The sequence below is a fragment of the Rathayibacter sp. VKM Ac-2856 genome, from assembly GCF_013205055.1.
Classification (GTDB): domain Bacteria; phylum Actinomycetota; class Actinomycetes; order Actinomycetales; family Microbacteriaceae; genus Rathayibacter.
This window is the reverse complement of record NZ_JABMLF010000002.1, coordinates 24491-50730: the sequence shown is the minus strand read 5'-3', so window position 1 is coordinate 50730 and position 26240 is coordinate 24491. Positions and strand designations below refer to the sequence as shown.

Genomic DNA, 26240 nt, shown 5'->3' with positions numbered 1-26240 from the left:
GACGCGGCGTATCGAGACCCGGTGAGCCGAGTCCGCGAACGCGGCCCGACATGGTCGGCAGGGTCGTCGCCGAGCGCCCGCCGCTGAGCACATCTTCGCCGTGGGCGGAAGCCGCGGGCGGTGTCGGCGGGCGGGGTTATGGTCGAGCGATGAGCAGGATGGGTGACGTCGCGAGCGGCGGCGGGATGCGCGCCGGCGCGGTGCGCGGGAAGATCTCGAGCAGCGACCCCGACGCCCAGCGGCGGAAGAACTCCGACGCCCCGCGGATCGAGCACCTCTTCAGCCGCATCGCCTCGCTCTTCCGCGCGCACCGCGCCAAGCTCGCCCTCACCGTCGCGCTCGTCCTCGTCGGCGCCGCCCTCACCGTCGTGCCGCCACTGCTCACCCAGCTCGCCTTCGACCGCGGCCTCTTCCCGCCGGACGGGCGCCCGAACCTCCCTGTGCTGCTCGAGCTCGTCGGCGTGATGGTGCTGATCTGGGTGGTCTCCGCCGTGCTCGGCGTCTGGCAGACCTTCCTCACCGCGACCGTCGGCAACAGCGTGATGGGGGAGCTGCGCATCCGCCTGTTCCGCCACCTCCAGGCGATGGAGCTCGGCTTCTTCACCCGCACGCGCACCGGCGTCATCCAGTCGCGCCTCGCGAACGACGTCGGCGGCGTGGCCAGCGTCCTCACCAACACCGTCTCCAGCGTCCTCGGCAACACGGTCACCGTCATCGCGGCCGTCGTGGCGATGCTCCTGCTCTCCTGGCAGATGACGATCGTCGCCGTGGTGCTCACCCCGGTCCTCGTCATCGCCCAGCGCCGGGTCGGCCAGGTCCGCGCGCGGATCGCCACGAAGACGCAGGAGTCGCTGTCCGAGATGACGGCGATCACGCAGGAGACGCTGAGCGTCTCGGGCATCCTGCTCGCCAAGAGCTTCGGCCGGCAGGAGTCGGAGGTCACCCGCTACGCCGACGAGAACGGCCGGCAGATCGACCTCCAGGTGCGCCAGCAGATGTCCGGGCAGTGGTTCTTCGCGACGGTGCAGATCTTCCTCTCCGTGATCCCCGTGGTCGTCTACCTCGTCGCGGCCTGGCTGATCCTCGGCGGCACGACCGTCACCGCCGGCACCGTCGTCGCCTTCACGACCGTGCAGGCCCGGCTGATGTGGCCGCTGCTCGGGCTGATGCGGGTCGCCCTCGACCTGCAGACCGCCGGCGCGCTCTTCGCCCGCATCTTCGAGTATCTCGACCTGCGGCCCTCGATCGGCGACCGCGCCGACGCCCGCGACGTCGACGGCGAGCTCGGCCGCGTCGAGCTGGACGAGGTGGTCTTCCGCTACCCCGACCAGACCGAGGACGTCCGGCCGACCCTCGACCACGTCTCGGTCTCGATCGAGCCCGGGCAGTTCGTCGCCTTCGTCGGCCCCTCGGGCGCGGGCAAGACGACGATCTCGTACCTGGTGCCCCGGCTCTACGACGTCACCTCGGGCTCGGTCCGCTTCGCGGGGACGGACGTCCGCGAGCTTCGGCAGGAGTCGCTGGTCTCGCACATCGGCATCGTCAGCCAGGAGACCTACCTCTTCCACGCCACGATCGGCGACAACCTCCGCTACGCGCGCCCCGGCGCGACGCAGGAGGAGCTGGAGGCGGCCGCCCGGGCCGCGAACATCCACGACACGATCGCCTCCTTCCCCGACGGCTACGACACTCTCGTCGGCGAGCGCGGCTACCGGCTCTCCGGCGGCGAGAAGCAGCGCCTCGCCATCGCGCGGGTGCTGCTGAAGGACCCGGCGGTGCTCATCCTCGACGAGGCGACCAGCGCACTGGACACCGTCTCGGAGCGGATCGTGCAGACCGCCCTCGACGACGCCGCCCGCGGCCGCACGACCATCGCGATCGCGCACCGGCTGTCGACGGTGGTCTCAGCGGACGTGATCCACGTCGTCGACGGCGGCCGCCTCGTCGAGTCGGGCACCCACCTCGAGCTGCTCGAGCGCCGCGGGCTCTACGCCTCGCTCTACGCGCAGCAGGTCGAGACCGCGCTCAGCTCCTGAGGAGCGTGCACGACATCGGCTGAGACGGCTCCTCATCGCCGATCAGGGATGAGGGCGGCTCCCCGCCGATGTTGTGCGCGCGGGGCGGCGGTCAGGCGGCCGGGCGGTCCTCGAGCATCTGCTCCATCAGCGAGATCTCGGCCTCCTGGGCCTTGACGACGGAGGAGGCGAAGTCGGTGGCGACCGTCGCGCGGCTCCGGGCGAGGAGCGCCTCGGCCATGTCGATGGCGCCGCGGTGGTGGGCGATCATCAGCTCGAGGAACCGCCGGTCGAAGTCGCGGCCCGTCAGGCCGCGCAGCTCGGCGATCTGCTCGGGCGTCGCGAGGCCGGGCATGCTCTCGGGCACGACGCCGTCCTCCGTCGACATGCCCATCGAGGAGTGCTCGTCGGCCGCGCCGGCGAGGGTCGGCCGGCCCATCCAGGTCATCGAGGGCTCGGGGGCGGCCTGCGGGAGGCCCCACGAGTTCAGCCAGCCGAAGAGCTGGCCGGCCTGCTGCTGCTGGGTGAGGAGGATGTCCGTCGAGACCGTGCGCACCTCGTCGTCGGCGCTGCGGTCGCGGGCGATCATCGCCAGCTCGGCGCCCTGGAGGTGGTGCACCTGCATGTCGCGGGCGAAGCCGGCCTCGGCGCTCGTGGTCGACGGGGTCGCCGAGGACGAGAACGGGGCGAGGGCGCCGAAGAGGTAGCCGCCCGCTGCGCCGAGCAGGAGTGCGACGACGGCGACGGCGGCGACGAGGAGGCGGCCCCTACTGCTTGCCGGGCGCATCGATGCCTCCGGTGCACGGGGCACCGGGCTCGGGTGCGGTCGACGACTGCCAGAAGCGCTCGACGAACGCGTCGATGCGCGGGTCCTCGGGGGAGTCGATGGCGACCTGGGCGTCCCAGGCGCTGAGCACGATCGGGGAGTCGAGGCCCTCGTAGGGCGAGACGACCGAGTAGGTGTCGGGCATCGCGGCGATCAGCGCGTCGACCTCGCTCTGCGGGAGAGAGGGGTCGTAGGTGGCCCAGACGGCGCCGTGCTCGAGGTCGTGCACCGCGTTCTCGTTGGGGACGGGCTGGTCGTAGACGCCGCAGTTCATCCAGACCGCGTTGTGCGGGCCGCCGGCCGGGGGAGTCTGCTCGTACTCGACCGCTCCGGCGACGTGGGTCGCGTCGTTCTCGAAGGTCTGCAGGCCGTCGATCTGCCGGGCCTCGACGATCTGCTGATTCCCGAGGACGGTGACGGCGACGATGCCGCCGATCGCGACGACGGCGAGGGCCGAGAGCGACCAGATCCAGATCCGGCCGCTGCGCTTGCGCTTGGCCTGCTCGCGCTTGTACGCCTCGAGCTTCTCCTGGCGGGCGCGGTTCTTCGCGGACATCGTGTCTTTGGGCACGGTGGCGTCTCTCGTTCTGATCGCGGGGTGACGCGCCGGGGAGGGCGCAGGCGCCTGAGAGGCGCTCTCAGAGGATAACGAGCGAGGCTCCGGATCGGATCAATGCGGGGTGGGAGTGCTGGCGGGGGGGGGGTCTCGATATGCCCTGCGGGCTACTCGACCAGCATGTTGCGGAGGGCTGCTCGTCTTCATGCTGATCGAGTAGCCCTCGGAGAGGGCGTATCGAGATCCACGTGCTCGATGCAGGGTGGGTCTCGATACGCCCTGCGGGCTACTCGACCAGCATGCAGGGCCTGCGGGTCGGACAGTGAGCTTGCCGGGCCTGCGTCAGCCGGTGAAGGTGAGCCAGAGCAGCAGGCCGTTCAGCACGATCAGGAAGACGGCGGCGAGGACCGCGCCGAGCGTGGTGAACCAGCGGTTCGCCTGGTCGCCCATCAGCGTGCGGTTCCGGGTGAGGGCGACGAGCGGAACGAGCGCGAACGGGATGCCGAACGACAGCACCACCTGGCTCAGCACCAGCGCGCGGGTCGGGTCGAAGCCGATCCCGAGGACGATCAGCGCCGGGATCAGCGTGACGACCCGGCGGGCGACGAGCGGCACGCGCACGTTCAGCAGCCCGTGCATGATCTCAGCGCCCGCGTAGGCGCCCACCGAGGTCGACGCGAGTCCGGAGGCGAGCAGGCCGACCGCGAAGAGCGTCGCGACGACCGGACCGAGCGCCGCGCCGATCGCGGCGTGCGCGCCCTCGAGGCTGTCGGTGCCGGCGACTCCGGAGAGCGAGTGCGCCGCGAGCAGGAGGATCGCGAGATTCACGGTGCCCGCGATCGCGAGGGCGACGGTCACGTCGATCCGGGTCGCGGTGAGGATGCGCTTGCGCGCGACGACCCCGTCGACGCGGCCGAAGCGGTCGCGGGCGAGGGCGGAGTGCGCGTAGATGGCGTGCGGCATGACGGTGGCGCCGAGGATCGACGCGGCGAGCAGCACCGACTCCGAGCCGTCGAAGCGGGGGAGCAGCCCCGCGGCGGCCGCCCCGGCGTCCGGCGGGTCGACGACGACGCCGACGGTGAAGCCGACTGCGATGACGACCATCAGGGCGGTGATGACCCGCTCGAACGGCTGCGCGCCGCCGCGGGTCTGGATCACGAGGAGCACGAGCGACACCGCGCCGGTGATCAGGCCGCCCGCGAGCAGCGGGAGCCCGAAGAGCAGGTTGAGCGCGATCGCCCCGCCGATCACCTCGGCCAGGTCGGTGGCGATGGCGACGGTCTCGGCCTGCAGCCAGTAGGCCCGGCGGCCCCATCGGCCGCGGAGGCGCTCGCCGAGCAGCTCTGGCAGGCTCCTGCCGGTCATCAGGCCGAGCTTGGCCGAGAGGTACTGGATCAGCCAGGCCATCAGGTTGCCCAGGACGACGACCCAGACGAGCAGATAGCCGAAGCGGGCGCCCGCCGTCATGTTGCTGGCGACATTGCCCGGATCGAGGTAGGCGACTCCGGCGACCATGGCGGGTCCGAGCAGCCTGAGCAGGCGCACGTCGGTCGTTCCCCGCGTGGCGGCGGCGATCGGAGGGGTCATTCGGGCGGTGTCCGTTCCGGGTCGTCGGTGACGCGAGGACCCCCACGATAGGGGATCGGCGGCTCCGGAGCCACGCCGTCGGCGACCTCGGAGGACCCCTCCGCGGGGGCGCCGGGCCCTCCCGTCATCCGCCGATCCGCGGTTGATACGCTGGCCGCATGACCCTCGATCGAGCTCTTCCCGCACGCCCGGACACCGGGATGGCGTACGCCGATTCGGTGCTCGACCTGATCGGGGACACCCCGCTGGTGAAGCTCGGGCCCGTCGCGTCCGGCGTGCAGGCCACCGTCCTGGTCAAGGTCGAGTACCTCAACCCCGGCGGCTCCTCGAAGGACCGCATCGCGACCCGCATCATCGACGCGGCCGAGCGCGACGGGCAGCTGTTGCCCGGCGGCACGATCGTGGAGCCGACCAGCGGCAACACCGGCATCGGCCTGGCCCTCGTCGCCCAGCAGCGCGGCTACCGCTGCGTCTTCGTCCTGCCCGACAAGGTCGGCGAGGACAAGCGGAACGTGCTGACCGCGTACGGCGCCGAGATCGTCGTCACCCCGACGGCCGTCGCTCCCGAGGACCCCGACTCCTACTACTCCGTGTCGGACCGCCTGGCGCGCGAGATCCCGGGCGCGTTCAAGCCCAACCAGTACGCGAACCTCAACGGGCCGCTCAGCCACTACGAGACCACCGGTCCCGAGATCTGGCGCGACACCGCGGGCCGGCTGACCCATTTCGTCGCCGGCGTCGGCACCGGCGGCACCATCAGCGGTGTCGGCCGCTACCTCAAGGAGGTGTCGGAGGGCCGCGTGCAGATCGTCGGCGCCGACCCGGAGGGCTCGGTCTACTCGGGCGGCGGCGGCCGGCCGTACCTCACCGAGGGCGTCGGCGAGGACTTCTGGCCGAGTGCCTACGACCCGAGCGTGGTCGACCGGATCATCGCCTCGAGCGACGCGGAGTCGTTCGCGATGACCCGCCGCCTCGCCCGCGAGGAGGGCCTTCTCGTCGGCGGCTCGAGCGGTCTCGCCGTCTCGGTCGCGCTCAAGGCGGCGGCCGAGCTCGGACCGGACGACGTGGTGGTCGTGCTGCTGCCCGACGGCGGGCGCGGCTACCTCGGCAAGATCTTCAACGACCGCTGGATGCGCTCCTACGGCTTCCTCGAGCACGGCGAGGAGCACACCGTCCGCGAGGTGCTCTCGGCCCGCGCCGCGAACCCGAGCACCGGCGACCTGCCGGCCCTCGTGCACGTGCACCCCAGCGACACCGTCCGCGACGCGATCGAGATCATGACGACGTACGGCGTCTCGCAGCTGCCCGTCCTCGCCGCCGAGCCGCCCGTGGTGATGGGCGAGGTCGTCGGAGCGGTCGACGAGCGCGAGCTGCTCGACCGCGTCTTCAGCGGGGCGGCCTCGATGACCGACCCGATCGGCGCGTCCGCCGAGAACGCTCTGCGCCTGATCGGCCTGGGCGAGAGCGTCTCGGCCGCCCGCGCCGCCCTGAGCGAGGCGAACGCCCTGCTCGTCACCGACGAGGGCAAGCCCGTCGCCGTGATCACCCGGCAGGACCTCCTGTCGTTCGCGACGGCCTGAGCGCCGCCCCCTTCCTTTTTCTCCACCCCTCGACCAGGAAAGCCCGCGACCATGCCCAAGAAGCAGCACTTCGACACCCGTGCCATCCACGCCGGTCAGGAGTTCGACCCGACCACCGGCGCGGTCGTCCCGCCCGTCTACATGACGTCGACCTTCGTCCAGGATGGGATCGGCGGCTTCCGCGGTGGCTACGAGTACGCCCGCTCGGCGAACCCCACCCGCGACTCGCTCCAGGAGCTGATCGCCTCGCTCGAGGGCGCCGACGTCGCCTACTCGTTCTCCTCCGGCCTCGCCGCGGAGGACACCCTGATCCGCGCGGCCCTCGCCCCCGGTGACCACATCGTCCTCGGCAACGACGCCTACGGCGGAAGCCACCGCCTGATCGACCGGGTGCACGCGGCCTGGGGCATCTCGAACACCGCGGTCGACATGTCGAACCTGCGCGAGGTGCAGAACGCGATCCGCCCCGGCGAGACGAAGATGCTCTGGGTCGAGACGCCGTCGAACCCGCTGATGACCATCAGCGACATCGCGGAGCTGGCCGACCTGGCGCACGCGCACGACCTGATCGTGGTCGTCGACAACACCTTCGCGTCCTCCGCGCTGCAGCAGCCGCTCGCGCTCGGCGCCGACGTGGTCGTGCACTCGACGACGAAGTACCTGGGCGGGCACTCGGACGTGGTCGGCGGCGCGCTCGCGCTGCGCTCCGGTCCGCTCGCGGAGAAGGTCGCCTTCCTGCAGTTCGCGGTCGGCGCGATCTCGAGCCCGATGGACGCCTGGCTGACGGTGCGCGGCATCAAGACGCTCGCCATCCGGATGGAGCGGCACTCGAAGAACGCGCAGGCGGTCGCCGAGTTCCTGGCCGAGCACTCCGCGGTGACGGCCGTGCACTACCCGGGACTGCCCTCGCACCCGGGCCACGAGCTGGCGAAGCGCCAGATGTCGGGCTTCGGCGGCATGCTGTCGGTCGAGCTGGCGACCCCGCGGGCGGCGCGCAAGTTCGCGGAGTCGACCCAGCTGTTCCAGCTGGCGGAGTCGCTGGGCGGCGTCGAGTCGCTGATCGGCTACCCGAGCGAGATGACCCACGCCTCGGTGAAGGGCACGCCGCTCGAGGTGTCGGAGTCGCTGGTGCGGCTCTCCGTCGGCATCGAGGACGCGAGCGACCTGATCGCCGACATCGCGGCGGCGCTGCCGAAGAAGTAGCGGCGCGACCGCTCCACCACCTCCGGCTCGCGGAATCGCGTCCGGCTCGCAGGAGCCGGCCCATTCCGCGAGCCGGAGGTGTTTCCGCGTGCCGGAGGCCTTTCCGCGTGCCGGAGGTGCGATTAGCGGGTTCCGCGGTATCTCCGGCTCGTGAATTCGTCTCCGGCTCGCAGGATTCGCTGGTTCTCGCGTGCCGAGGGTGGTTTCGCGTGCCGGAGGTGAGGGGGGTGGGTTCGGCGGGATCTCCGGCTCGTGGAATCGCGTCGGGCTCGCGGGAATGGGGGGTTCTCGCGTGCCGAGGCTGGTTTCGCGTGCCGGAGGTGAGGGGCGGTGGGTTCGGCGGGATCTCCGGCTCGTGGAATCGCGTCGGGCTCGTGGGAAGGGGCGGTTTCCGCGTGCCGAGGGTGGTTTCGCGTGCCGGAGGTGGCGGCCGAGGGAGGTCCGCGGCTGGGCGGCGGACGGGGAGGGTTCCGCGGCTGGGCGGAGGCGGCTGGCGGGCGGGCGGCGGTGGGTGGCAGTTCTTCGCGGGACGGCGTGATGCTGCCACCGGCAGGATCGACGGCATGACCTCCTCCGCGCGCCGCATCGTCGATCTGAGCCACACCGTCGCGGACGGGCTGGTGACCTACCCCGGTCTGCCCGCGCCGCGGATCCGCCCGCACCTCACCCGCGAGGCGTCGCGTGCCGCCTATGCACCGGGCACCGAGTTCGCGATGGACGTCATCGAGATGATCGGCAACACCGGCACCTACCTCGACAGTCCGTTCCACCGATACGAGGGCGGCACCGACCTCGCCGGCCTCGACCTCGAGACACTGGTCGACCTGCCCGCCGTCGTCGTCGACGCGCGGGCGTCCGGACGGCGCGGGATCGACCGCGACGCGCTCGACGGCCTCGACGTGTCCGGCGCCGCTGTGCTGCTCTCGACCGGCTGGGACGCGCACTTCGCCACGCCCGCCTATGCCAGTGGCGCGCCGTACCTCACGGCGGCGGGAGCCGAGGCGCTGATCGCCGGCGGCGCGGTGCTCGTCGGCATCGACAGCCTCAACATCGACGACGTCGAGGGCTCCCGCGAGCGGCCGGCGCACAGCCTCCTCCTCGCCGCGGGCGTGCACGTCGTGGAGCACCTCACCGGCCTCGACGCCCTGCCCGCGATCGGCGCCCGCTTCACCGCGGTGCCGCCGAAGGTGCGCGGCTTCGGCACCTTCCCCGTGCGGGCGTTCGCCGTCGTGGGTGGCCGCTGACACGGCCCCGGCGGTCGACGACAGCGAACGGCCCCGGATCGGCGCACGGCGCCGAAGACCACGTCCCCGGCGGCGTCAGGCCGGCACGGCCGTCCGCGCCAGCAGCTCCGCGATCCGCCCGGTGCAGCCGCCGCAGCCGGTGCCGGCCCGGGTGGCCGAGCCGATGCAGGCGACCGTGTCGTGCCCCGCGGCGGCCGCGTCGGCGATCGTGCCGGCGGAGACGCCGTTGCACCAGCAGACCGTCGCGTCCGGAGCGAACGGGTCGCCGGTCGGCGCCGCGCCCGCGTCCGGCGCGTCGAGCCGCAGCAGGCTCGAGCGGTCGGCCGGCAGCTCGGAGCCGCGCTCGAACAGCAGCGTCAGCTCGGCGCCGACCCGCGGCAGCCCGACCGAGACGAAGCCGCGCAGCACCCCGCCGACCGTGACGAGCTTGGCGTAGCCGCCCCGGGCGGGATCCGCCCAGACGGTCACCTCGGGGTGCGGGACGCCGTCGCAGGCGTCCCAGGGCTCGGCCGTCGGATCGCCGCCCGCCACCAGGTCGACGCCCTCGGCCTTCAGCATCACCACGGCCGGACGCGCGGCGGGGACGCGCTCGTCGGCGACGCGGCCCGCCGCCTCCGCCGCGATGCGCGCCGCGAGCCGATCGGCCTGCTGCCAGCCGGGGCCGATCAGCCCGCTCGGGCCGCCCGGCACCCGTCCGTCCGGCAGCGCTGAGCCGCGGGCCGCGACGTGGGCGCAGTCGCCGATCGCGAAGACCCGGGGGTCGGTCCAGCTGCGCTGGTGCTCGTCGACCAGGATCCCGGTCGAGACGGCGAGGTCGGCGCTCGCCGCGAGCTCGGTCCGCGCGCCGACGCCGCAGGACAGCACGAGCAGGTCGCCCTCGATCTGCTTGCCGTCGGCGCAGACCAGCGCCTGGAAGTGCGCGCGGCCGAGGTCGTCGTGGGCGAGCAGGATGCTCTCGGAGCGGGCGTGCGCCACCATGTCGACGCCGGCGGCGCGGGCGGCCGCGGCGAGCATCCGCCCGCCGCCGTGATCGAGGTTGCGCCCCATCGGGATGTCGCCGTGGAAGACGACCACGACGTCGGCGCCCTGCTCGGCGGCGGCGAGCGCGAACTCGACCCCGAGCACTCCGGCGCCGAGCACCACGATGCGGGAGCGGGCGCGCACCGCGTCGAGCACCACGTGCGCGTCGTCGAGGTCGCGCAGCGCGACCACCCGCTCGGGCAGCGGGCTCGCGCCCTGGTCCAGGGTCTCCGGCGCTGCCGAGCGCGCCCGCCGGTCGCGGCGCGCGCGCTCCATCCCGGCGAGGGTCGGCACGTTCGCCCGGGCGCCGGTCGCGAAGACCAGGCGGTCGTAGGGGAGGCGCTCGTCGTCGTGCAGGCGGACGACGCCGCGTGCCCGGTCGAGGCCGACCGCCGCGGCGCCGAGCCGGAAGACCACGCCGGCCGCCTCGGCGGTGGCGCGGTCGCCGAGGTCGAGGCGCTCGCGGGTCGCCCGCCCGACCGCGTACTCGGCCAGCAGCACGCGGTTGTAGGCGTCGTCGGGCTCGGCGCCGACGACGGTCAGCGCGACCGACCCGGCGCGGACGGACGGCAGCAGCTCCTCGACGAAGCGCGCGCCGACCGGCCCGTAGCCGAGCAGGACGACCCGCTCGGGGCCGACGGGCCCGGGCGGCACGGACTCGCGCAGCACGGTCTCAGGCATCGAGCACCCCTTCCGCGCGGATCCAGACCCGCGTCCGCTTGAACTCCGGCATCGAGGAGATCGGATCGACGACCGCCTCGGTCAGCAGGTTGGCGCACTGCTCGCCCGCGTAGTGGAACGGCAGGAAGACCGTGTCGTGCCGGATGTCGGCCGTGACGCTGGCCCGCGCCCGCACCACTCCGCGCGCGTTGCCGACCGAGACCGGACCGCCGTCGCGCACGCCGAGCCGGGAGGCGGTGGCCGGGTGGATCTCGAGCCGCGCCTCCGGCCGCGCCGCGTCGAGCTCGGTGACCCGCCGAGTCTGCGTGCCCGACTGGTACTGCTGCAGGTAGCGGCCGGTGATCAGCGTCAGCTCGTCACCGACGTCGACCGGCGCCGGGGGAGCGGCGCTGACGGCGACCATCCTGGCCCGCCCGTCGGCGTGGCCGAAGCGCTCGGCGAAGAGCCGCGGAGTGCCGGTGCTGCCGACCGGGTAGGGCCAGTACGCGGCGACCCCCGTGTCGAGCAGCGCGTGCGAGAGCCCGGAGTAGTCGGCGACCCCGCCGGCCGAGGCGCGGGCCAGCTCGTCGAAGACCTCCGCCGGGTCGGTCGACCAGCTCGACGGCGCCCCGAGGCGGCGGGCGAGCTCGCTCAGGATCCACAGCTCGCTGCGGACGCCGGCCGGCGGGTCGAGCGCGCGGCGGCGGCGCAGGACCCGCCCCTCGAGCGAGGTCATCGTCCCCTCCTCCTCCGCCCACTGCGGCACCGGCAGCACGATGTCGGCCAGTGCCGCGGTCTCGGAGAGGAAGAAGTCGCAGACGACCAGGGTGTCCAGCGCCGACAGTCCGGCGCGCACGGCGTCGACGTCGGGCGCCGAGACGACCACGTTCGAGCCGTGCACGAGCAGGCAGCGCACCGAGCGGCCGAGCTCGCCGAGCAGCGCGACGGCCGGCAGCCCGGGCCCGGGGATCGCGTCGGGGTCCACGCCCCAGACGCCGGCGACGTGCCGCCGTGCTTCGGGGTCGCGGATCGAGCGGTAGCCGGGCAGCTGATCCGCCTTCTGCCCGTGCTCGCGCCCGCCCTGGCCGTTGCCCTGGCCGGTGAGGGTGCCGTAGCCGGAGCCCGGCCGCCCGACCAGCCCGAGCACGAGCGCGAGGTTGATCGCCGCGGTGGCGGTGTCGGTGCCGTCCACGTGCTGCTCGACCCCGCGGCCGGTCAGCACGAAGGCGCGGCCGGCGGCGAGGCGGCGGGCGGTGCGGCGGAGCAGCTCGGTCGGAACGCCCGTGACGGACGCCGTGCGCTCCGGCCACCAGGAGGCGACGCTGCGGCGCACCGCGTCGAAGCCGGTCGTGCGGGCGGCGAGGTAGTCGCGGTCGGCGAGCTCCTCGGCGAGCACGAGGTGGGTGAGCCCGAGCAGCAGCGCGAGGTCGGTGCCGGGCGCGGGCTGCAGGTGCAGGCCGGCGCCGTCCTCGGTGAGCCGGGCGGTGGCGGAGCGGCGCGGGTCGACGACGATCAGCCCGCCGCGCGAGCGCGCTCCGGCCAGGTGCGCCAGGAACGGCGGCATGGTCGCGGCGACGTTCGAGCCGAGCAGGAGGATCGTGTCGGCCTCGTCGAGGTCGGTCACCGGGAACGGCAGCCCCCGGTCGACGCCGAAGGCGCGGTTGCCGGCGGCGGCCGCCGAGGACATGCAGAACCGGCCGTTGTAGTCGATCCGCGAGGTGCCGAGGGCGATCCGGGCGAACTTCCCGAGCTGGTAGGCCTTCTCGTTGGTGAGCCCGCCGCCGCCGAAGACCGCGACCGCGTCGGCGCCGTGCCTGTCGCGGGTGGTCGTGACGGCCGCCGCGACCGCGTCGAGCGCCTCCTCCCAGGAGACCTCGGTGAAGGCGCCGTCGGCCCCGCGCATCAGCGGCGCGCGCAGCCGCTGCCCGCTAGCGAGCAGCTCCGCGGCCGTCCAGCCCTTCGCGCAGAGCCCGCCCCGGTTGGTCGGGAACTCCCGCCCCGCGATGCTCACCGGCGTCGGGTCCGCGACCCGGGTCAGCGTCATCGCGCACTGCAGGGCGCAGTACGGGCAGTGGGAGTCGGTCGGGGCGGGAGCGCTCGTCATGTCAGATCCGGGTCCCCGTCTTCGCGGCCAGGCGGAGGTAGACGCCGGCCGTGATCGCGAGCATCACCGCGTAGGCGGCGACGAACCAGCCGAGCGCCGTCGTGTAGTCGCCGAAGGTCGTCTTCGAGTAGCCGAGCAGCTGCGGGATGACGAAGCCGCCGTAGGCGCCGATCGCCGAGATCAGGCCGAGGGCCGCGGCCGCGGTGCGCTGCGCGCCGACCCCGTCGTCGCCCTTCTGGCGGGCGCGCAGGGCGAACACCGTCGGGATCATCCGGTAGGTCGCGCCGTTGCCGACCCCCGCCGAGGCGAACAGCACGAGGAAGCCGAGGAGGAACAGCCAGAAGCTGCCGAGCGGCAGGGTCGCGATGACGAAGAGGATGCCGGCGCCCATCGCGACGAAGGCGGCGATGGTGACGGGTGCGCCGCCGAAGCGGTCGGCGAGCCTGCCGCCGTAGGGCCGCGAGAGCGAGCCGACGAGCGCGCCGAGGAAGGCGAGGGTGAGCGTGGCCGAGCCGATCGCGAAGGACGAGTACTCGGGGAAGGTGTCGGCGATCAGCTTGGGGAAGACGCCCGCGAAGCCGATGAACGAGCCGAAGGTGCCGATGTAGAGCACGGCGAGCAGCCAGAGGTGCGGCTCGCGGAGCGCGGCGAGGGAGGCGGCGACGTCGGCCTTCGCGGTCGAGAGGTTGTCCATCCGCTTCCACGCGCCGATCATCGCGACGACGATCAGCGGCACCCAGATGAGGCCCGCGAGCGGCAGGTTCACCGTGGCGGCGGCGCCGATCGTGATCGCGATCGGCACGATCAGCTGCGCGACCGAGGCGCCGAGGTTGCCGCCCGCGGCGTTCAGGCCGAGCGCGTAGCCCTTCTGCGCGTGCGGGTAGAAGAAGGTGATGTTGGCCATCGAGCTGGCGAAGTTGCCGCCGCCGAAGCCGGCCAGCGCGGCGACGAGGAGCATCACGCCGAAGGGCGTGTCCGGGTTCCCCACCGCGATCGCGAGTCCGATGCTCGGGATGAGCAGGAGGCCGGCCGAGACGATCGTCCAGTTGCGTCCGCCGAAGCGGGGGACCATGAAGGTGTACGGGATCCGCAGCGTCGCGCCGACGAGGCTGGGCATCGAGATCAGCCAGAAGATCTCGCCGGTGCTGAAGTCGAAGCCGGCCGCGGGCAGCTGGACGACCACGACCGACCAGAGCTGCCAGACGACGAAGCCGAGGAACTCGGCGAAGATCGACCAGCGCAGGTTGCGGGCGGCGACCTGGCGGCCCTCCGCCTGCCACTGCGCCGGGTCCTCGGGGTTCCAGCCGTCGATCCAGCGGCCGGGGCGGCGCGTGAGACCCGACGGCGCGGTCGGCGCGGGGCCGGTCGCGGTGGCGGTGGTGGGCGGTGCAGCAGTCATCGGATCCTCCGGGGGAGTGGGCGCGGGCGCGCCGAGGAGAGTGCAGGGGGGAGTGCGTCGAGCGGCCGGGCGCCTAGGCGCTGCGGCCGAAGAGCTCGGAGACGATGTCGACCAGCTCGCGCGCGGGCGGGTCGACGGCGGTGAGGAGCGGGGCGGTGGCGAGATCGGCGCCCGCCGAGGCGGCGAGCGAGGCGAAGTAGCCGGGGGCGAGGAGGTAGGTGGAGACCAGCACGCGGGCGCCGGGGTGGGCCGCGCGCTCGGCGGCCACCGCCTCCGGCACGCGCGGCTCGGCGGCCGAGATGAAGGAGACGGCGACGTCGCGGCCGAGCTCGGCGGCCAGGAGACGGCCGGTGGCCCAGCAGTCGGCGACCGCTCCGGCGTCGCTCGAGCCGGCCGCGGCCAGGACGACGCGGTCGCCGTCGGCCAGGCCCGCCTCGCGCAGGCGGCGGGCGAGCACGCGGGCGAGCCGCGGATCCGGGCCCAGCGCACCGGTCACGCGGACGGGGCGGTCCGCCTCCGCCGCGGCCTCGGCGAGGTCGACGTGCACGTGGTAGCCGGCCGAGAGCAGCAGCGGCACGACGACGGCCGGCCGGTCGGGCTCGAGGGTGCCGAGGGTCGCCGGCACGTCGGGCTGCTGGACGTCGACGAAGGAGTCGAGCACGTCGGCGGCGGGGTTCGCGTCGCGGACCGCCTGCACCAGCGCGGCCACCGCCGTGCGGCCGTCGTCGTCGGAGGTGCCGTGCGAGGCGCAGACCAGGGCGGTCCGCTGCGCGACCTCGATGACACCGGCCGTCTCCCGCACGCTCCAGGTGGCGAGGTGCAGCCGCGGCGAGGTGTAGCAGACGCCCGTCTCGAGGTCGAAGACGTCCTTGTGCAGGGGCGAGGCGATCGTCGCCCGCTGCACCCCGTCGACCGAGCGCGAGCCGACGATGCCGCGGGAGAGCACGGCCGCGCCGGTCGCGGGGTCGAGGTTCGAGACGGCGAAGACGCGGCCGTCGGGGAGGAGGAACAGCGCGAGCTGCACCCCGCCGACGAGCGCGGCCTCGCCCCAGAGCGGCTCGAGCTCGAGCCGGTTGCAGACGGGGACCCAGGTCGCGGCCGGCGCGGGGCGGAGGGGGACGTGCTGATCGAGGAGGGTCATCGTCCCGCCTTCCGAGGAGGAGTGCTGCCCGCAGCCGGTCGGAGGCGGTGAGGCCACGCTAGAGAGCGCACGTTTCGCGCAGAGTCGCCGGGGGAGTCACGGGCGTAACGAAGCTCTCACGACCCCGCTCACTCGTCGTGAGACGTCGGTCACACGACGTTACGCAGGGGCAACGGGGGCGAAACCGCGCGTGCCTACGGTGGAGCGCATGACATCCCGAGGAGCGACCCCCACCGGCCCCCGACGCGTGCTCGTCGTCGGCGCCGGCCCCGCCGCCCACCGCCTGGTCGATGCGCTCGTCGCGCGGGCCGGCTCCACCGCCCTCGAGATCACCGTCTTCGGCGAGGAGGTGCACCACCCCTACGACCGCGTCGCCCTCTCGAAGCGCCTCGAGGGCGCGGTCGACCTCACCCTCGGCGACGGCGCGCTCTGGGAGTCGGCGACGCTCGTCACCTCCTCCCGCGTCGTGGCGCTCGACCCGGAGCACTGCCGCGTGCAGCTCGCCGACGGCCGCTGGTTCGAGGGCGACGAGATCGTGCTGGCCACCGGCTCCTCCGCCACCGTGCCGCCGATCGAGGGCGCCGAGCACGGCCGCGTCTACCGCACCCTCGAGGACGTCGACGGGCTCGTCGCCGACCTCGCCGCCTTCCGCGCCCGCCGAGGCCGCCCCGCGAGCGTCGTCGTCGTCGGCGGCGGACTGCTCGGCCTCGAGGCCGCGGGCGGCGCGCACCGGCTCGGCGCCCGCACCGCGCTGATCCACTCCGGCCGCTGGCTGATGAGCGCCCAGCTGGACGAGGGCGCGGGCCAGGCGCTCGGCCGCATCATCGCGGCGCAGGGCGTCACCCTGCACCTCGGCACCCGCCCCACCGCCGTCCTCACCTCGCCGCAGGGCACGGTGCTCGGCGTGACGATGACCGACGGCACCAGCATCGGCGCCGACATGGTCGTCTTCTCGATCGGGATCACGGCGCGCGACGAGCTCGCCCGGGCCGTCGGCATCGAGGTCGCGCCCCGCGGCGGCGTCGTCGTCGACGAGGCCTGCCGCACCAGCCGCCCGCACGTCTGGGCCATCGGCGAGGTCGCCGCGATCGACGGCCGCACGGTCGGCCTGGTCGCCCCGGCCAACGCGATGGCCGAGGTGGTCGCCGACCGCCTGCTCGGCGGCGACGCGACCTTCCCCGGCGTCGACGACGCCACCAAGCTCAAGCTCTCCGGGGTCGAGGTCGCCAGCTTCGGCGACGCGCTCGGCACGGGCGAGGGGGCGCTCGAGGTGGTCTACGCCGACCCCGCCCGCGGGCTCTACCAGAAGATCGTCGTCTCGGACGACGCGCGCACCCTGCTCGGCGGCATGTTCGTCGGCGACGCGGGGCCCTACTCCTCGCTCCGCCCGCTGCTCGGCCGCGAGCTGCCCGCCGAGCCCAGCGCCTACCTCGCGGCGGCCGGGGGCGAGGCGCCCTCGGGCGACCTGCCCGACGACGCCCAGCTCTGCTCCTGCAACAACGTCTCGGTCGGTGACGTCCGCCACGCCATCGGCGAGGGCTGCACCGAGCTCGGCCCGCTGAAGGCCTGCACCCGCGCCGGCACTCAGTGCGGCTCGTGCGTGCCGCTGGTGAAGAAGCTGCTCGACACCGAGCTCACCCGTGCCGGCGTCGAGGTCTCCCGCGCGCTCTGCGAGCACGTCTCGCTGAGCCGGAGCGAGCTGTTCGAGTCGGTCCGCATCCTCGGCCTGTCCTCGGCCGAGCAGGTGATGGAGCGCTTCGGCTCGGGGCTCGGCTGCGACGTCTGCAAGCCGGTCATCGCCTCCGTGCTCGCGACCCAGACCAACGGCTACATCCTCGACGCCGGCCAGGCGCCGCTCCAGGACACCAACGACCGAGCGCTCGCGAACATGCAGAAGGACGGCACCTACTCGGTCGTCCCGCGGGTGCCGGGCGGCGAGATCACGCCGGCCAAGCTCAAGGTGATCGCCGAGGTCGCCGAGCAGTACGGCCTCTACACGAAGATCACCGGCGGCCAGCGGATCGACATGTTCGGCGCCCGCCTCGAGCAGCTGCCCGAGATCTGGCGGATCCTCGTCGACGCCGGGATGGAGTCGGGCCAGGCCTACGGCAAGTCGCTGCGCACGGTGAAGTCGTGCGTCGGATCGACCTGGTGCCGCTACGGCGTGCAGGACGCGGTCGGCATGGCGATCTTCCTGGAGGAGCGGTACCGCGGTCTGCGCTCGCCGCACAAGTTCAAGCTCGGAGTCAGCGGCTGCGCCCGCGAGTGCGCCGAGGCGCGCGGGAAGGACATCGGCGTGATCGCGACCGACACCGGCTGGAACCTCTACGTCGGCGGCAACGGCGGCTACCAGCCCGCCCACGCCCAGCTGCTCGCACAGGATCTCGACGACGAGACGCTCGTGCGCTACATCGACCGCTACGTCATGTACTACGTCCGCACCGCCGAGCGGCTGCAGCGGACCGCGCGCTGGCAGGAGGACCTGCCCGGCGGCCTCGACCACGTGAAGGAGGTCGTCTGCGAGGACTCGCTCGGGATCGCGGCCGAGCTCGAGGCGGCGATGGCGACCCACGTCGACACCTACGTGGACGAGTGGGCGGCGACCCTCGCGGATCCGGACCGGCTGCGCCGCTTCCGGTCGTTCGTCAACGCGCCGGACACCGCGGATCCGCGGGTGAGCACCGTGCGCGAGCGCGGCCAGAGCAGGCCGGCGGGCCGCGACGAGCGCTCGGACGGGCCGGTGCTGGTGGCCGGGACGTCGATCCCGATCGGGCCGGGCGCGGTCTCGGTGGTGGGGCCGTCGGCGTCGGTGCCGGCCCCGGCGACGCTCGCGCCGATCGCTCCTTCCGCTCCCTCCGCTCCCTCTGCTCTCGGATCGGAGGCGTGATGCAGCTCTCCGTCGATCTCACCGGCCGCCGCGTCCTCGTCGTCGGCGGCGTGGCCGGCACCCGCCGGGTGCTGGCCCGCTACCGTGCGGCCGGCGCCCTGGTCGAGCGCTGGGACGCGGACGACGCGCTGTGCGTGCGACTCGCCTCCGCGTCGCTGCTGCCCGCCGCCCGCCCCGCCCTGCTCGCCTGGGTCGAGGGCGACGCCTCCCTCCGCGCGGCCGCGGCCGCCGAGGCGGCGCGCCACGGCGTCTGGGTCGTCGACGAGGCGCCCGCCGCGTGCCGCCCCGTCGGTCACGTGAGCATCGTCGGCGGCGGACCGGGCGACCCCGAGCTGATGACGCTCGCCGCGCAGCGCGCCCTCCGCGAGGCGGACGTCGTGCTCTTCGACCGCCTCGGCCCGCACGACGGCCTCGCCGAGTGGGCGCCCGGCGCCGAGCTGATCGACGTGGGCAAGACGCCCGGCCACCACGCCGTGCCGCAGCACGAGATCGAGCGCCTGATGGTCGCCCGCGCCCTCGACGGGCTCGACGTCGTGCGGCTGAAAGGCGGCGACCCGTTCGTCTTCGGCCGCGGGTCGGAGGAGGTGCGCGCCTGCCGCGTCGCCGGCGTGCCGTTCACGGTCGTCCCCGGGGTCACGAGCGCGATCTCGGTCCCGGCCGCCGCGGGCATCCCCGTCACCCACCGCGAGGTGAGCCGCGCGTTCACCGTGGTCTCGGGCCACGCGCCCTTCAGCGAGGAGGAGCTCGGGCACCTGGCCGGGCTCGGCGGGACGCTGGTCGTCCTGATGGGCGTGAACACGCTCCCGCACCTCGTCGCCGGGCTGCAGCGCGCCGGGATGACGCCCGACATACCGCTGGCGATCGTCGAGCGGGGCTGGTCGCACGCCCAGCGCACCACGATCTCCTCCGTGGGCGGGGTGCTCGGCCTGCTCGCCGACCTCGCTCCGCGCTCGCCCGCGGTGATCGTCATCGGCGAGGTGGTGCGGCAGGCGGCGTGCGATGATGCTCGGGATCCCGAGAGCATCGCCCGCGCGGTCGATGCCCTCACCCTGTGACCGCCCGAGGGGGCCGCTGATGACCGGCACCGAGGCGAGCGACGCGATCGGCGGCGACGCCGAGGCCGCGTCGCCGGGCTTCCGGCCCGACCAGCTCGTCGGGTTCCGGATCGGCGTCACCTCCGACCGCCGCTCCGAGGACCTCATCGCCGCCTTCGAGCGCCGCGGCGCCGACGTCACCCATGCCCCCACGATCCGGATGCGCGGCATCGACACCGAGGGGGTCCTCGAGGAGGAGACCCGCGCGATCGTCGCCGCGCGCCCCGACGTGCTCCTCGCCACCACCTCCTACGGCATGCGCCGCTGGCTCGAGGCGGCCGACGCCGCGGGCCTCGGCGACGAGCTGACCGACGCGCTCTCCGACGCCCGCATCCTCGTCCGCGGCCCGAAGGCGCGCGGGGCGATCCGCGCCGCCGGCCTCGACGACCACGGCATGAGCGAGCGCGAGACCACCACCTCCCTCGTCGACCTCGCCCTGCGCGAAGGCGCCGCCGGCCGCTCCGTCGCCGTCCAGCTGCACGGCTTCACCGACCCGGCGCAGCTGCAGCGCCTCACCGACGCCGGCGCCACGGTGCTCACCGCCGCCCCCTACCGCTGGAGCGCCCACGAGGACTCGGCGCGGGTCCTCCGCCTGATCGACGCGGTCTGCTGCGGCGGCCTCGACGCGGTCACCTTCACCAGCGCCCCCGCCGTCGAGGCGCTCTTCACCGTCGCGGAGGAGGCGGGCCGGCTCGACGAGCTGCAGGCCGCCTTCCGCGAGACCGTCGTCGCGGCCGCCGTCGGCCCGGTCACCGCCGCGCCCCTCGTCGAGGCGCAGATCCTGCCGATCGTCCCCGACCGCTTCCGGATGGGCGCCCTCATCCGCCTCACCTGCGAGCACCTCGAGCAGTCCGCCCCCCGCATCGACACCGCCTACGGCCCCCTCGAGCTGCGCGGCCGGCACGCCCTCCTCGCCGGGACCCGGGTCGCCCTGACCCCCGTCGCCCTCGCCCTCTTCCGCACCCTCGTCGCCGCCGAGGGCGCCACGGTCGCCCGCTCCGTCCTCGCCGCCGCCGCCCCCGAGCCCCTCGACGACCACGCCGTCGACGTCGCCATCAGCCGCCTCCGCCAGTCCCTCCCGGAGCCGCGGGTCGTCGCGACGGTGATCAAGCGCGGCTTCCGCCTGGCCACCCCGCTTTAGCCCCCGCGGGCCTCCGCACGGGGGCCGTTCGTCACTTTCTGCTGGAATGCGGGGGGCGGAGCAGCAGGAAGTGGCGAACGGGTCAGGCGCCGGGGCGCCAGCCGGCGTCGAGGAGGCGGGCGCGGACGCGGGCGGCGCAGCCGGCGGGGTCGCGGGTGAAGGAGGCGGCGGCGACGCGGACGATCGAGAAGCCGGCGGCGGCGAGGCGCTCGTAGCGGAGCAGATCGCGGTCCCACTGCACCCGGTCTGTGCGGTGCTGATCGCCCTCGTACTCGCCGCCGACCTTCCAGCGGGGGTAGAGCGTGTCCAGCCGGCCGATGAAGCCGGCGGCGTCGTGCACCGGGACTTGGAGCTCCGGCTCCGGCAGTCCCGCATCGAGCAGCGCGAGCCGGAACTCCGTCTCCCTCCTCGACTCCGCGCCCGAGCGGGCGAGGGCGAGCGCTCGCCGAGCCGCGGGAGCTCCCGGTCCGCAGTAGGCGGCGACGCGAGCCTCGAGGGCGTCGCGGGCGACCCACGGCCGCCGATCTCCCACGACCTAGCGGAACGGCTCACGAAGGAGCGCATCGCCGACGGCCACCAGATCCTCGAGACGGAGGATCGGCGAGAGGTGGCAGAACAGGCTCGCGCCGTCGGTCAGGCGGAGCCCGTCGCGGACGACGGCGCGGACCTCCGGATCCGCGATCGCGTGGCCGACCACGCCGCGTCTGCGCGGCGCACGCCCGGGATGACGGACGGCCACGTGCAGCGGCTCGTCCGCCGTCTCGCGCGGCAGCTCGAGCGGCCACAGCCGAGCCGCGGTGAGGTGGCTGAAGACGACCCGGTCTCCGAGCACGGTCGACAGCGCCCGCGCCCGTGCCGCGACCGTCGTCGCGGACCCTCGCGGGACGCGGACTCCCGAGAAGGGGGCCTCGAGGTCCGCGGCCCGCAGCCGGGCCGCCGACACCCCCTCCGACTCGGCGCGAGCGGTCGAGAACGCCCGCCCCTCGAGGTCGCGGGGGAGACGGGCGGGTCGGCGCATCGCAGAAGAGTGCCCGGTCGCGGAGCTCCCCCGCTCGAGTTCTCCACAGGAGGGCGCGCCGGCGGGGCGCTGCCAGACTGGGGGCATGAGCAGCGGAGCCCTGAGAGTGATCATCGCGCCCGACTCCTTCAAGGGGTCGGCGACCGCCGTCGAGGTCGCGGAGGCGCTCGCCGAGGGCTGGCGCGGCGTGCGGCCGGACGACGACGTGGTGCTCGCTCCGATGGCGGACGGCGGCGAGGGCACGGTCGACGCGTTCGCGGTCGCGGTGCCGGAGGCGCGCCGGCACGCGCTCACCGTCACCGGGCCCGACGACCGCCCGGTCGAGACCGCCTGGCTGCTGCTGCCCGACGGCACCGCGGTCGTCGAGCTCGCCTCCGCGAGCGGCATCACGCTGCTCGATCCGCTCCGACCCCTCACCGCGCACACCCGCGGCTTCGGCCGGGCGATCGCCGCCGCGCTCGACGCCGGCGCGCACGCGCTGCTGCTCGCGATCGGCGGCAGCTCGTCGACCGACGGCGGCGTCGGGGCGCTGCGCGAGCTCGGCGCCCGCTTCCTCACCGTGTCCGGGCACGACCTCGGCGACGGTGGCGGCGCGCTGCACGAGCTCGCGGTCGTCGACCGGCACGCGCTGCGGCCCGTCCCGGCGGGCGGCGCGCGCATCCTCAGCGACGTCACCAATCCGCTGCTCGGCGACTCCGGTGCCGCCCACGTCTTCGGCCCGCAGAAGGGCGCGAGCCTCGACGACGTGCTGCGCCTCGACGACGGCCTGCGCCACCTCGCCGCGCACCTCGACGCCGACGCGGAGCAGGCGGGCACGGGAGCGGCCGGGGGCACCGGCTTCGGCCTGCTCGCCTGGGGCGCGCGGCTCGCGCCCGGCTCGGCCGCGGTCGGCGAGGCGCTCGGGCTCCCGGCGCTCGTCGCGGGGGCCGATGTCGTCGTGACCGGGGAGGGGCGCTTCGACTCGCAGTCCATGGCGGGGAAAGTCCCCTCCTATCTGCTCGGGCTCGCGGAGGCGGCCGGGGCCCGCACCGTGCTGGTCGCCGGCGCGATCCAGGCGCCGACCACCGCGTTCGCCGCGGCGGCCTCGCTCACCGAGGCGGCGGGCTCCGCGGCCGCCGCGATCGCCGACCCGCTGCCGCACCTGCGGACGGTCGCCGGCGAGCTGGCGCGCCGCGCCTCCTGAGGCCGCGTCGGGGCGGATCCGAGGCCCGCGCCGGGGCCCGATCCAGGGCCCTCGGCCGCCGGTCGATGTCGGTGGTCGGACCTAGCGTCGACCCATGGCCCCGACAGCTCGACGACCCCTAGATGTGGTGGTCGACGTGCGCTCCGGCACCCAGATGTCGGGAAGGCCGACACGCCGTGGAGCGTTGTACCCAGGGAACGGATCGCGACTGTCCACAGCGGTGGATAACTCCGGAGGATCCGCGTCCTTCGGCGGGTCCGCGGGCTCCGGCCTGTGGATGGATCGGGGGAGGAGCGGTGGATAACTACACGGATGTAACTACTACTCCTAGTGGGCTGCCGCCGGGCCGCCCACTATATGTAGTATTGCTGAGCAGGTCGGGCCGAGGGGCCCACCGGCACCGCCGCACGGTCTCCGCGCGTCCCGCACCACTTCCCATCAGAACTCCCCACGACCGCCTCCCCGCCCGCCCGGACCCCCGGCGCGGCACCGGGATCCGGCCCCGGGACACCTCCTTCCGAAAGGACGACACCCATGGCTGTGACGGTCTACACCAAGCCCTCCTGCGTGCAGTGCACCGCGACCTACCGGGCCCTCGACAGCAAGGGCATCGACTACGAGGTCTTCGACCTCTCCGTCGACGAGAAGGCCCTCGACGCCGTCAAGGCGCTCGGCTACCTCCAGGCGCCGGTCGTCATCACGGACGACGATCACTGGTCCGGCTTCCGCCCCGACAAGATCGCCACTCTCTGAGGCCCCTGGACGGCGATCTGCGGCGTTGTCGTCGGGCGCCGTAGCGCCGCTACGGCTTCCTCCTCCGCCTTGCAGCTCACCGCCCAGGCGCCTCAGAGCAGGCGCTGACGGAGCCCTTGCGAGAGGGCGCCGACCACAAGCTCCGCCGGTCCGGGTGGGCAGGTTCTGCCCCGGGCCGGCGGAGGATCCGCGGGAGCGGGTCCACAAGCGCCCGAGAGGGCGGACGACGGAAGGACTCGGGGGAGGCGTGCGATGAGCGGACTCGTGTACTTCTCGAGCAGCTCGGGCAACACCCACCGCTTCATGGAGAAGCTCGGGCGGCCCGCGCAGCAGATCCCCCTGCACTCCCGTCGGGACGGCGTCGCGGTCGACACCCTGCACGTCGACGAGCCGTACGTGCTGGTCCTCCCCACCTACGGCGGCGGCAACGGCGGGGGAGCGGTGCCCAAGCAGGTCATCCGCTTCCTGAACGTCCCGCGCAATCGCTCCCTGCTCCGCGGCGTCATCGGCGCCGGCAACACCAACTTCGGCGAGGCCTACTGCCTCGCCGGCGACATCATCGCCCGCAAGTGCGAGGTGCCGCACCTCTACCGTTTCGAAGTATTCGGCACACCCGACGACGTCCGCGCCGTCGACGAAGGATTGGACACGTTTTGGACGCAGCAGTGATCGACGCTCCCCGCGACGCCGCACAGATGGACTACCACTCGCTCAACGCGATGCTGAACCTGTACGGCCCGAACGGCGAGATCCAGTTCGACAAGGACCGCGAGGCGGCGCGCGAGTACTTCCTGCAGCACGTCAACCAGAACACCGTCTTCTTCCACTCCCTCAAGGAGCGCCTCGACTACCTGGTCGAGAAGGAGTACTACGAGAAGGCCGTCCTCGACCAGTACTCGTTCGACTTCATCCAGGAGCTGAACGACCTCGCGTACTCGAAGAAGTTCCGCTTCGCGACCTTCCTCGGCGCCTTCAAGTACTACACGTCGTACACGCTGAAGACCTTCGACGGGAAGCGCTACCTCGAGCGCTTCGAGGACCGCGTCGTCATGTCCGCCCTCGGCCTCGCCCAGGGCGACGAGAAGCTCGCGATCGCCCTCGTCGAGGAGATCGTCGCCGGTCGCTTCCAGCCCGCGACCCCGACCTTCCTCAACACGGGCAAGGCGCAGCGCGGCGAGCTCGTCTCCTGCTTCCTCCTGCGCATTGAGGACAACATGGAGTCGATCGCCCGCGGCATCAACTCCGCGCTGCAGCTCTCCAAGCGCGGCGGCGGCGTCGCCCTCTCGCTCTCCAACATCCGCGAGGCCGGCGCCCCGATCAAGCAGATCGAGAACCAGTCCTCGGGCATCATCCCCGTGATGAAGCTCCTCGAGGACAGCTTCAGCTACGCGAACCAGCTCGGCGCCCGCCAGGGTGCCGGCGCGGTGTACCTCTCGGCGCACCACCCCGACATCATGCGGTTCCTCGACACCAAGCGCGAGAACGCGGACGAGAAGATCCGCATCAAGACCCTCTCCCTCGGCGTCGTCGTGCCCGACATCACGTTCGAGCTCGCGAAGAACAACGAGGACATGTACCTCTTCTCGCCGTACGACGTCGAGCGCGTCTACGGCCTGCCCTTCGGCGACATCTCGATCTCCGAGAAGTACCGCGAGATGGTCGACGACCCGCGCATCAAGAAGACCAAGATCTCGGCGCGCGAGTTCTTCCAGACCATCGCGGAGATCCAGTTCGAGTCGGGCTACCCCTACATCGTGTTCGAGGACACGGTGAACAAGGCGAACCCGATCAAGGGCCGCATCAACATGTCCAACCTGTGCTCCGAGATCCTCCAGGTCAACACCCCGACGACCTACAACGAGGACCTCTCCTACAACAGCATCGGCAAGGACATCTCCTGCAACCTCGGCTCGCTGAACATCGCGCTGACGATGGACTCGCCCGACTTCGGCCGCACCATCGAGACCGCGATCCGCGGCCTCACCTCGGTGTCCGACCAGTCGCACATCACCTCGGTGCGCTCGATCGAGGACGGCAACGACCGCTCGCACGCCATCGGCCTCGGCCAGATGAACCTGCACGGCTACCTCGCCCGCGAGCGGATCCACTACGGATCCGAGGAGGGCATCGACTTCACCAACATCTACTTCTACTCGGTGCTCTTCCACGCCCTGCGCGCCTCGAACCGAATCTCCATCGAGCGCGGCACCACCTTCGACGGCTTCGCCGACTCGAAGTACGCCTCGGGCGAGTTCTTCGACACCTACACCGAGAAGGAGTGGGCTCCCGCCACCGAGCGCGTCGCCCGCCTCTTCTCCGAGGCCGGCATCGACGTCCCCACCCAGGACGACTGGCGCGCGCTCAAGGCCTCGGTCATGGAGCACGGCATCTACAACCAGAACCTGCAGGCCGTCCCGCCGACCGGCTCGATCTCGTACATCAACAACTCGACGTCCTCGATCCACCCGATCGCGTCGAAGATCGAGATCCGCAAGGAGGGCAAGCTCGGCCGCGTCTACTACCCGGCGCCGTTCATGACGAACGACAACCTGGAGTACTACCAGGACGCGTACGAGATCGGCTACGAGAAGATCATCGACACCTACGCCGCGGCGACGCAGCACGTCGACCAGGGCCTCTCGTTGACCCTGTTCTTCAAGGACACCGCGACCACCCGCGACATCAACCGCGCGCAGATCTACGCCTGGCGCAAGGGCATCAAGACGATCTACTACATCCGTCTCCGCCAGCTCGCGCTGGAGGGCACGGAGGTCGACGGCTGCGTCAGCTGCATGCTGTAGCGTCGCCCGCCGACCCCCCCGACAGTCT

At 73.2% G+C, this 26240-nt stretch carries 20 protein-coding genes; 11 read left to right on the top strand and 9 right to left on the bottom strand.

All coding sequences use genetic code 11. The features are described 5' to 3' along the window. Nucleotides 1–158 precede the first annotated feature (158 nt). Nucleotides 159–2036 carry an ABC transporter ATP-binding protein gene (locus HQQ82_RS07300; protein ID WP_173232948.1) on the top strand — a complete coding sequence of 626 codons (1878 nt, stop codon included), beginning with the start codon at nt 159–161 and terminating at the stop codon, nt 2034–2036. A 91-nt stretch (nt 2037–2127) separates the two neighbouring features. On the opposite strand, the gene HQQ82_RS07295 is transcribed toward HQQ82_RS07300, so the two are convergent. The 3 genes from HQQ82_RS07295 to HQQ82_RS07285 form a co-directional block, all read right to left on the bottom strand. After that, nucleotides 2128–2802: a DUF305 domain-containing protein gene (locus HQQ82_RS07295; protein ID WP_173232409.1), complete on the bottom strand. Its 675-nt coding sequence runs from the start codon at nt 2800–2802 to the stop codon at nt 2128–2130. Beyond that, nucleotides 2783–3412, bottom strand: a complete 630-nt coding sequence (locus HQQ82_RS07290) for a DUF3105 domain-containing protein (protein WP_367947860.1) — start codon at nt 3410–3412, stop codon at nt 2783–2785. Before HQQ82_RS07290 ends, HQQ82_RS07295 begins: the two co-directional genes overlap by 20 nt. 327 nt (nt 3413–3739) lie before the next feature. After that, a complete protein-coding gene (locus tag HQQ82_RS07285) occupies nt 3740–4984 on the bottom strand; it encodes an Nramp family divalent metal transporter (RefSeq protein WP_173232408.1) in 1245 nt (414 codons plus the stop codon). A gap of 200 nt (nt 4985–5184) precedes the next feature. Here HQQ82_RS07285 and HQQ82_RS07280 point away from each other — a divergent pair, with 200 nt between their 5' ends. The 3 genes from HQQ82_RS07280 (at nt 5185) to HQQ82_RS07270 (ending at nt 9011) form a co-directional block, all read left to right on the top strand. After that, nucleotides 5185–6564, top strand: coding sequence for a cystathionine beta-synthase (locus HQQ82_RS07280; protein ID WP_173232946.1), 1380 nt, complete (start codon nt 5185–5187; stop codon nt 6562–6564). A 51-nt stretch (nt 6565–6615) separates the two neighbouring features. Beyond that, nucleotides 6616–7767 carry a cystathionine gamma-synthase gene (locus tag HQQ82_RS07275; RefSeq protein WP_173232407.1) on the top strand — a complete coding sequence of 384 codons (1152 nt, stop codon included), beginning with the start codon at nt 6616–6618 and terminating at the stop codon, nt 7765–7767. A gap of 563 nt (nt 7768–8330) precedes the next feature. Further along, complete coding sequence (locus tag HQQ82_RS07270) at nt 8331–9011, top strand: cyclase family protein (protein WP_173232406.1); 681 nt, start codon at nt 8331–8333, stop codon at nt 9009–9011. A 75-nt stretch (nt 9012–9086) separates the two neighbouring features. On the opposite strand, the gene HQQ82_RS07265 is transcribed toward HQQ82_RS07270, so the two are convergent. From HQQ82_RS07265 to nirD, 4 genes are all read right to left on the bottom strand, one after another. Further along, nucleotides 9087–10712 carry an NAD(P)/FAD-dependent oxidoreductase gene (locus tag HQQ82_RS07265; protein WP_173232405.1) on the bottom strand — a complete coding sequence of 542 codons (1626 nt, stop codon included), beginning with the start codon at nt 10710–10712 and terminating at the stop codon, nt 9087–9089. Beyond that, nucleotides 10705–12795: a molybdopterin oxidoreductase family protein gene (locus HQQ82_RS07260; RefSeq protein ID WP_173232404.1), complete on the bottom strand. Its 2091-nt coding sequence runs from the start codon at nt 12793–12795 to the stop codon at nt 10705–10707. The genes HQQ82_RS07265 and HQQ82_RS07260 overlap by 8 nt, the downstream gene beginning before the upstream one ends. A gap of 1 nt (nt 12796) precedes the next feature. After that, a complete protein-coding gene (locus HQQ82_RS07255; protein WP_173232403.1) occupies nt 12797–14194 on the bottom strand; it encodes an MFS transporter in 1398 nt (465 codons plus the stop codon). A 73-nt stretch (nt 14195–14267) separates the two neighbouring features. After that, nucleotides 14268–15335: a nitrite reductase small subunit NirD gene (gene nirD, locus HQQ82_RS07250; protein ID WP_173232402.1), complete on the bottom strand. Its 1068-nt coding sequence runs from the start codon at nt 15333–15335 to the stop codon at nt 14268–14270. A 208-nt stretch (nt 15336–15543) separates the two neighbouring features. Here nirD and nirB point away from each other — a divergent pair, with 208 nt between their 5' ends. Genes nirB through HQQ82_RS07235 form a run of 3 tightly spaced genes read left to right on the top strand, consistent with a single transcriptional unit; the run spans nt 15544 to nt 20457 of the window. Continuing rightward, the gene (nirB, locus tag HQQ82_RS07245; RefSeq protein WP_173232401.1) at nt 15544–18222 is read left to right on the top strand and encodes a nitrite reductase large subunit NirB; all 2679 of its coding nucleotides are present in this window, start codon (nt 15544–15546) and stop codon (nt 18220–18222) included. Continuing rightward, on the top strand, nt 18222–19277 hold the full coding sequence (gene cobA / locus HQQ82_RS07240; RefSeq protein WP_173232945.1) for a uroporphyrinogen-III C-methyltransferase: 1056 nt from the start codon (nt 18222–18224) through the stop codon (nt 19275–19277). The genes nirB and cobA overlap by 1 nt, the downstream gene beginning before the upstream one ends. 19 nt (nt 19278–19296) lie before the next feature. Continuing rightward, nucleotides 19297–20457 carry a uroporphyrinogen-III synthase gene (locus tag HQQ82_RS07235; protein WP_173232400.1) on the top strand — a complete coding sequence of 387 codons (1161 nt, stop codon included), beginning with the start codon at nt 19297–19299 and terminating at the stop codon, nt 20455–20457. Between the two features lie 82 nt (nt 20458–20539). Here the strand turns inward: HQQ82_RS07235 and HQQ82_RS19515 are convergent, their stop codons facing one another. After that, nucleotides 20540–20989, bottom strand: a complete 450-nt coding sequence (locus HQQ82_RS19515) for a hypothetical protein (RefSeq protein ID WP_216848412.1) — start codon at nt 20987–20989, stop codon at nt 20540–20542. Between the two features lie 3 nt (nt 20990–20992). Continuing rightward, nucleotides 20993–21475 (bottom strand): hypothetical protein, encoded by a 483-nt coding sequence (locus HQQ82_RS19510; RefSeq protein WP_216848411.1) that lies wholly within the window; start codon nt 21473–21475, stop codon nt 20993–20995. Between the two features lie 85 nt (nt 21476–21560). Here HQQ82_RS19510 and HQQ82_RS07225 point away from each other — a divergent pair, with 85 nt between their 5' ends. From HQQ82_RS07225 to nrdE, 4 genes are all read left to right on the top strand, one after another. Then, nucleotides 21561–22658: a glycerate kinase gene (locus HQQ82_RS07225; RefSeq protein ID WP_173232399.1), complete on the top strand. Its 1098-nt coding sequence runs from the start codon at nt 21561–21563 to the stop codon at nt 22656–22658. A gap of 534 nt (nt 22659–23192) precedes the next feature. Then, nucleotides 23193–23411, top strand: a complete 219-nt coding sequence (nrdH, locus tag HQQ82_RS07220; RefSeq protein WP_173232398.1) for a glutaredoxin-like protein NrdH — start codon at nt 23193–23195, stop codon at nt 23409–23411. A 252-nt stretch (nt 23412–23663) separates the two neighbouring features. Further along, nucleotides 23664–24080 (top strand): class Ib ribonucleoside-diphosphate reductase assembly flavoprotein NrdI, encoded by a 417-nt coding sequence (nrdI, locus tag HQQ82_RS07215; RefSeq protein WP_173232397.1) that lies wholly within the window; start codon nt 23664–23666, stop codon nt 24078–24080. A gap of 26 nt (nt 24081–24106) precedes the next feature. Next, nucleotides 24107–26212, top strand: a complete 2106-nt coding sequence (nrdE, locus tag HQQ82_RS07210) for a class 1b ribonucleoside-diphosphate reductase subunit alpha (RefSeq protein ID WP_173232944.1) — start codon at nt 24107–24109, stop codon at nt 26210–26212. Nucleotides 26213–26240 lie beyond the last annotated feature (28 nt).

Bases quoted from the DNA above. Each gene is read 5' to 3' on its own strand.
- HQQ82_RS07255 (WP_173232403.1), bottom strand. From the start codon at position 14,194: ATGACTGCTGCACCGCCCACCACCGCCACCGCGACCGGCCCCGCGCCG.
- HQQ82_RS07295 (WP_173232409.1), bottom strand. From the start codon at position 2,802: ATGCGCCCGGCAAGCAGTAGGGGCCGCCTCCTCGTCGCCGCCGTCGCC.
- HQQ82_RS07275 (WP_173232407.1), top strand. From the start codon at position 6,616: ATGCCCAAGAAGCAGCACTTCGACACCCGTGCCATCCACGCCGGTCAG.
- nrdI (WP_173232397.1), top strand. From the start codon at position 23,664: ATGAGCGGACTCGTGTACTTCTCGAGCAGCTCGGGCAACACCCACCGC.
- HQQ82_RS07270 (WP_173232406.1), top strand. From the start codon at position 8,331: ATGACCTCCTCCGCGCGCCGCATCGTCGATCTGAGCCACACCGTCGCG.
- nrdE (WP_173232944.1), top strand. From the start codon at position 24,107: ATGGACTACCACTCGCTCAACGCGATGCTGAACCTGTACGGCCCGAAC.
- HQQ82_RS07285 (WP_173232408.1), bottom strand. From the start codon at position 4,984: ATGACCCCTCCGATCGCCGCCGCCACGCGGGGAACGACCGACGTGCGC.
- nirD (WP_173232402.1), bottom strand. From the start codon at position 15,335: ATGACCCTCCTCGATCAGCACGTCCCCCTCCGCCCCGCGCCGGCCGCG.
- HQQ82_RS07300 (WP_173232948.1), top strand. From the start codon at position 159: ATGGGTGACGTCGCGAGCGGCGGCGGGATGCGCGCCGGCGCGGTGCGC.
- HQQ82_RS07260 (WP_173232404.1), bottom strand. From the start codon at position 12,795: ATGACGAGCGCTCCCGCCCCGACCGACTCCCACTGCCCGTACTGCGCC.
- HQQ82_RS07235 (WP_173232400.1), top strand. From the start codon at position 19,297: ATGACCGGCACCGAGGCGAGCGACGCGATCGGCGGCGACGCCGAGGCC.
- HQQ82_RS19510 (WP_216848411.1), bottom strand. From the start codon at position 21,475: ATGCGCCGACCCGCCCGTCTCCCCCGCGACCTCGAGGGGCGGGCGTTC.
- HQQ82_RS07225 (WP_173232399.1), top strand. From the start codon at position 21,561: ATGAGCAGCGGAGCCCTGAGAGTGATCATCGCGCCCGACTCCTTCAAG.
- nrdH (WP_173232398.1), top strand. From the start codon at position 23,193: ATGGCTGTGACGGTCTACACCAAGCCCTCCTGCGTGCAGTGCACCGCG.
- cobA (WP_173232945.1), top strand. From the start codon at position 18,222: ATGCAGCTCTCCGTCGATCTCACCGGCCGCCGCGTCCTCGTCGTCGGC.
- nirB (WP_173232401.1), top strand. From the start codon at position 15,544: ATGACATCCCGAGGAGCGACCCCCACCGGCCCCCGACGCGTGCTCGTC.
- HQQ82_RS07280 (WP_173232946.1), top strand. From the start codon at position 5,185: ATGGCGTACGCCGATTCGGTGCTCGACCTGATCGGGGACACCCCGCTG.
- HQQ82_RS07265 (WP_173232405.1), bottom strand. From the start codon at position 10,712: ATGCCTGAGACCGTGCTGCGCGAGTCCGTGCCGCCCGGGCCCGTCGGC.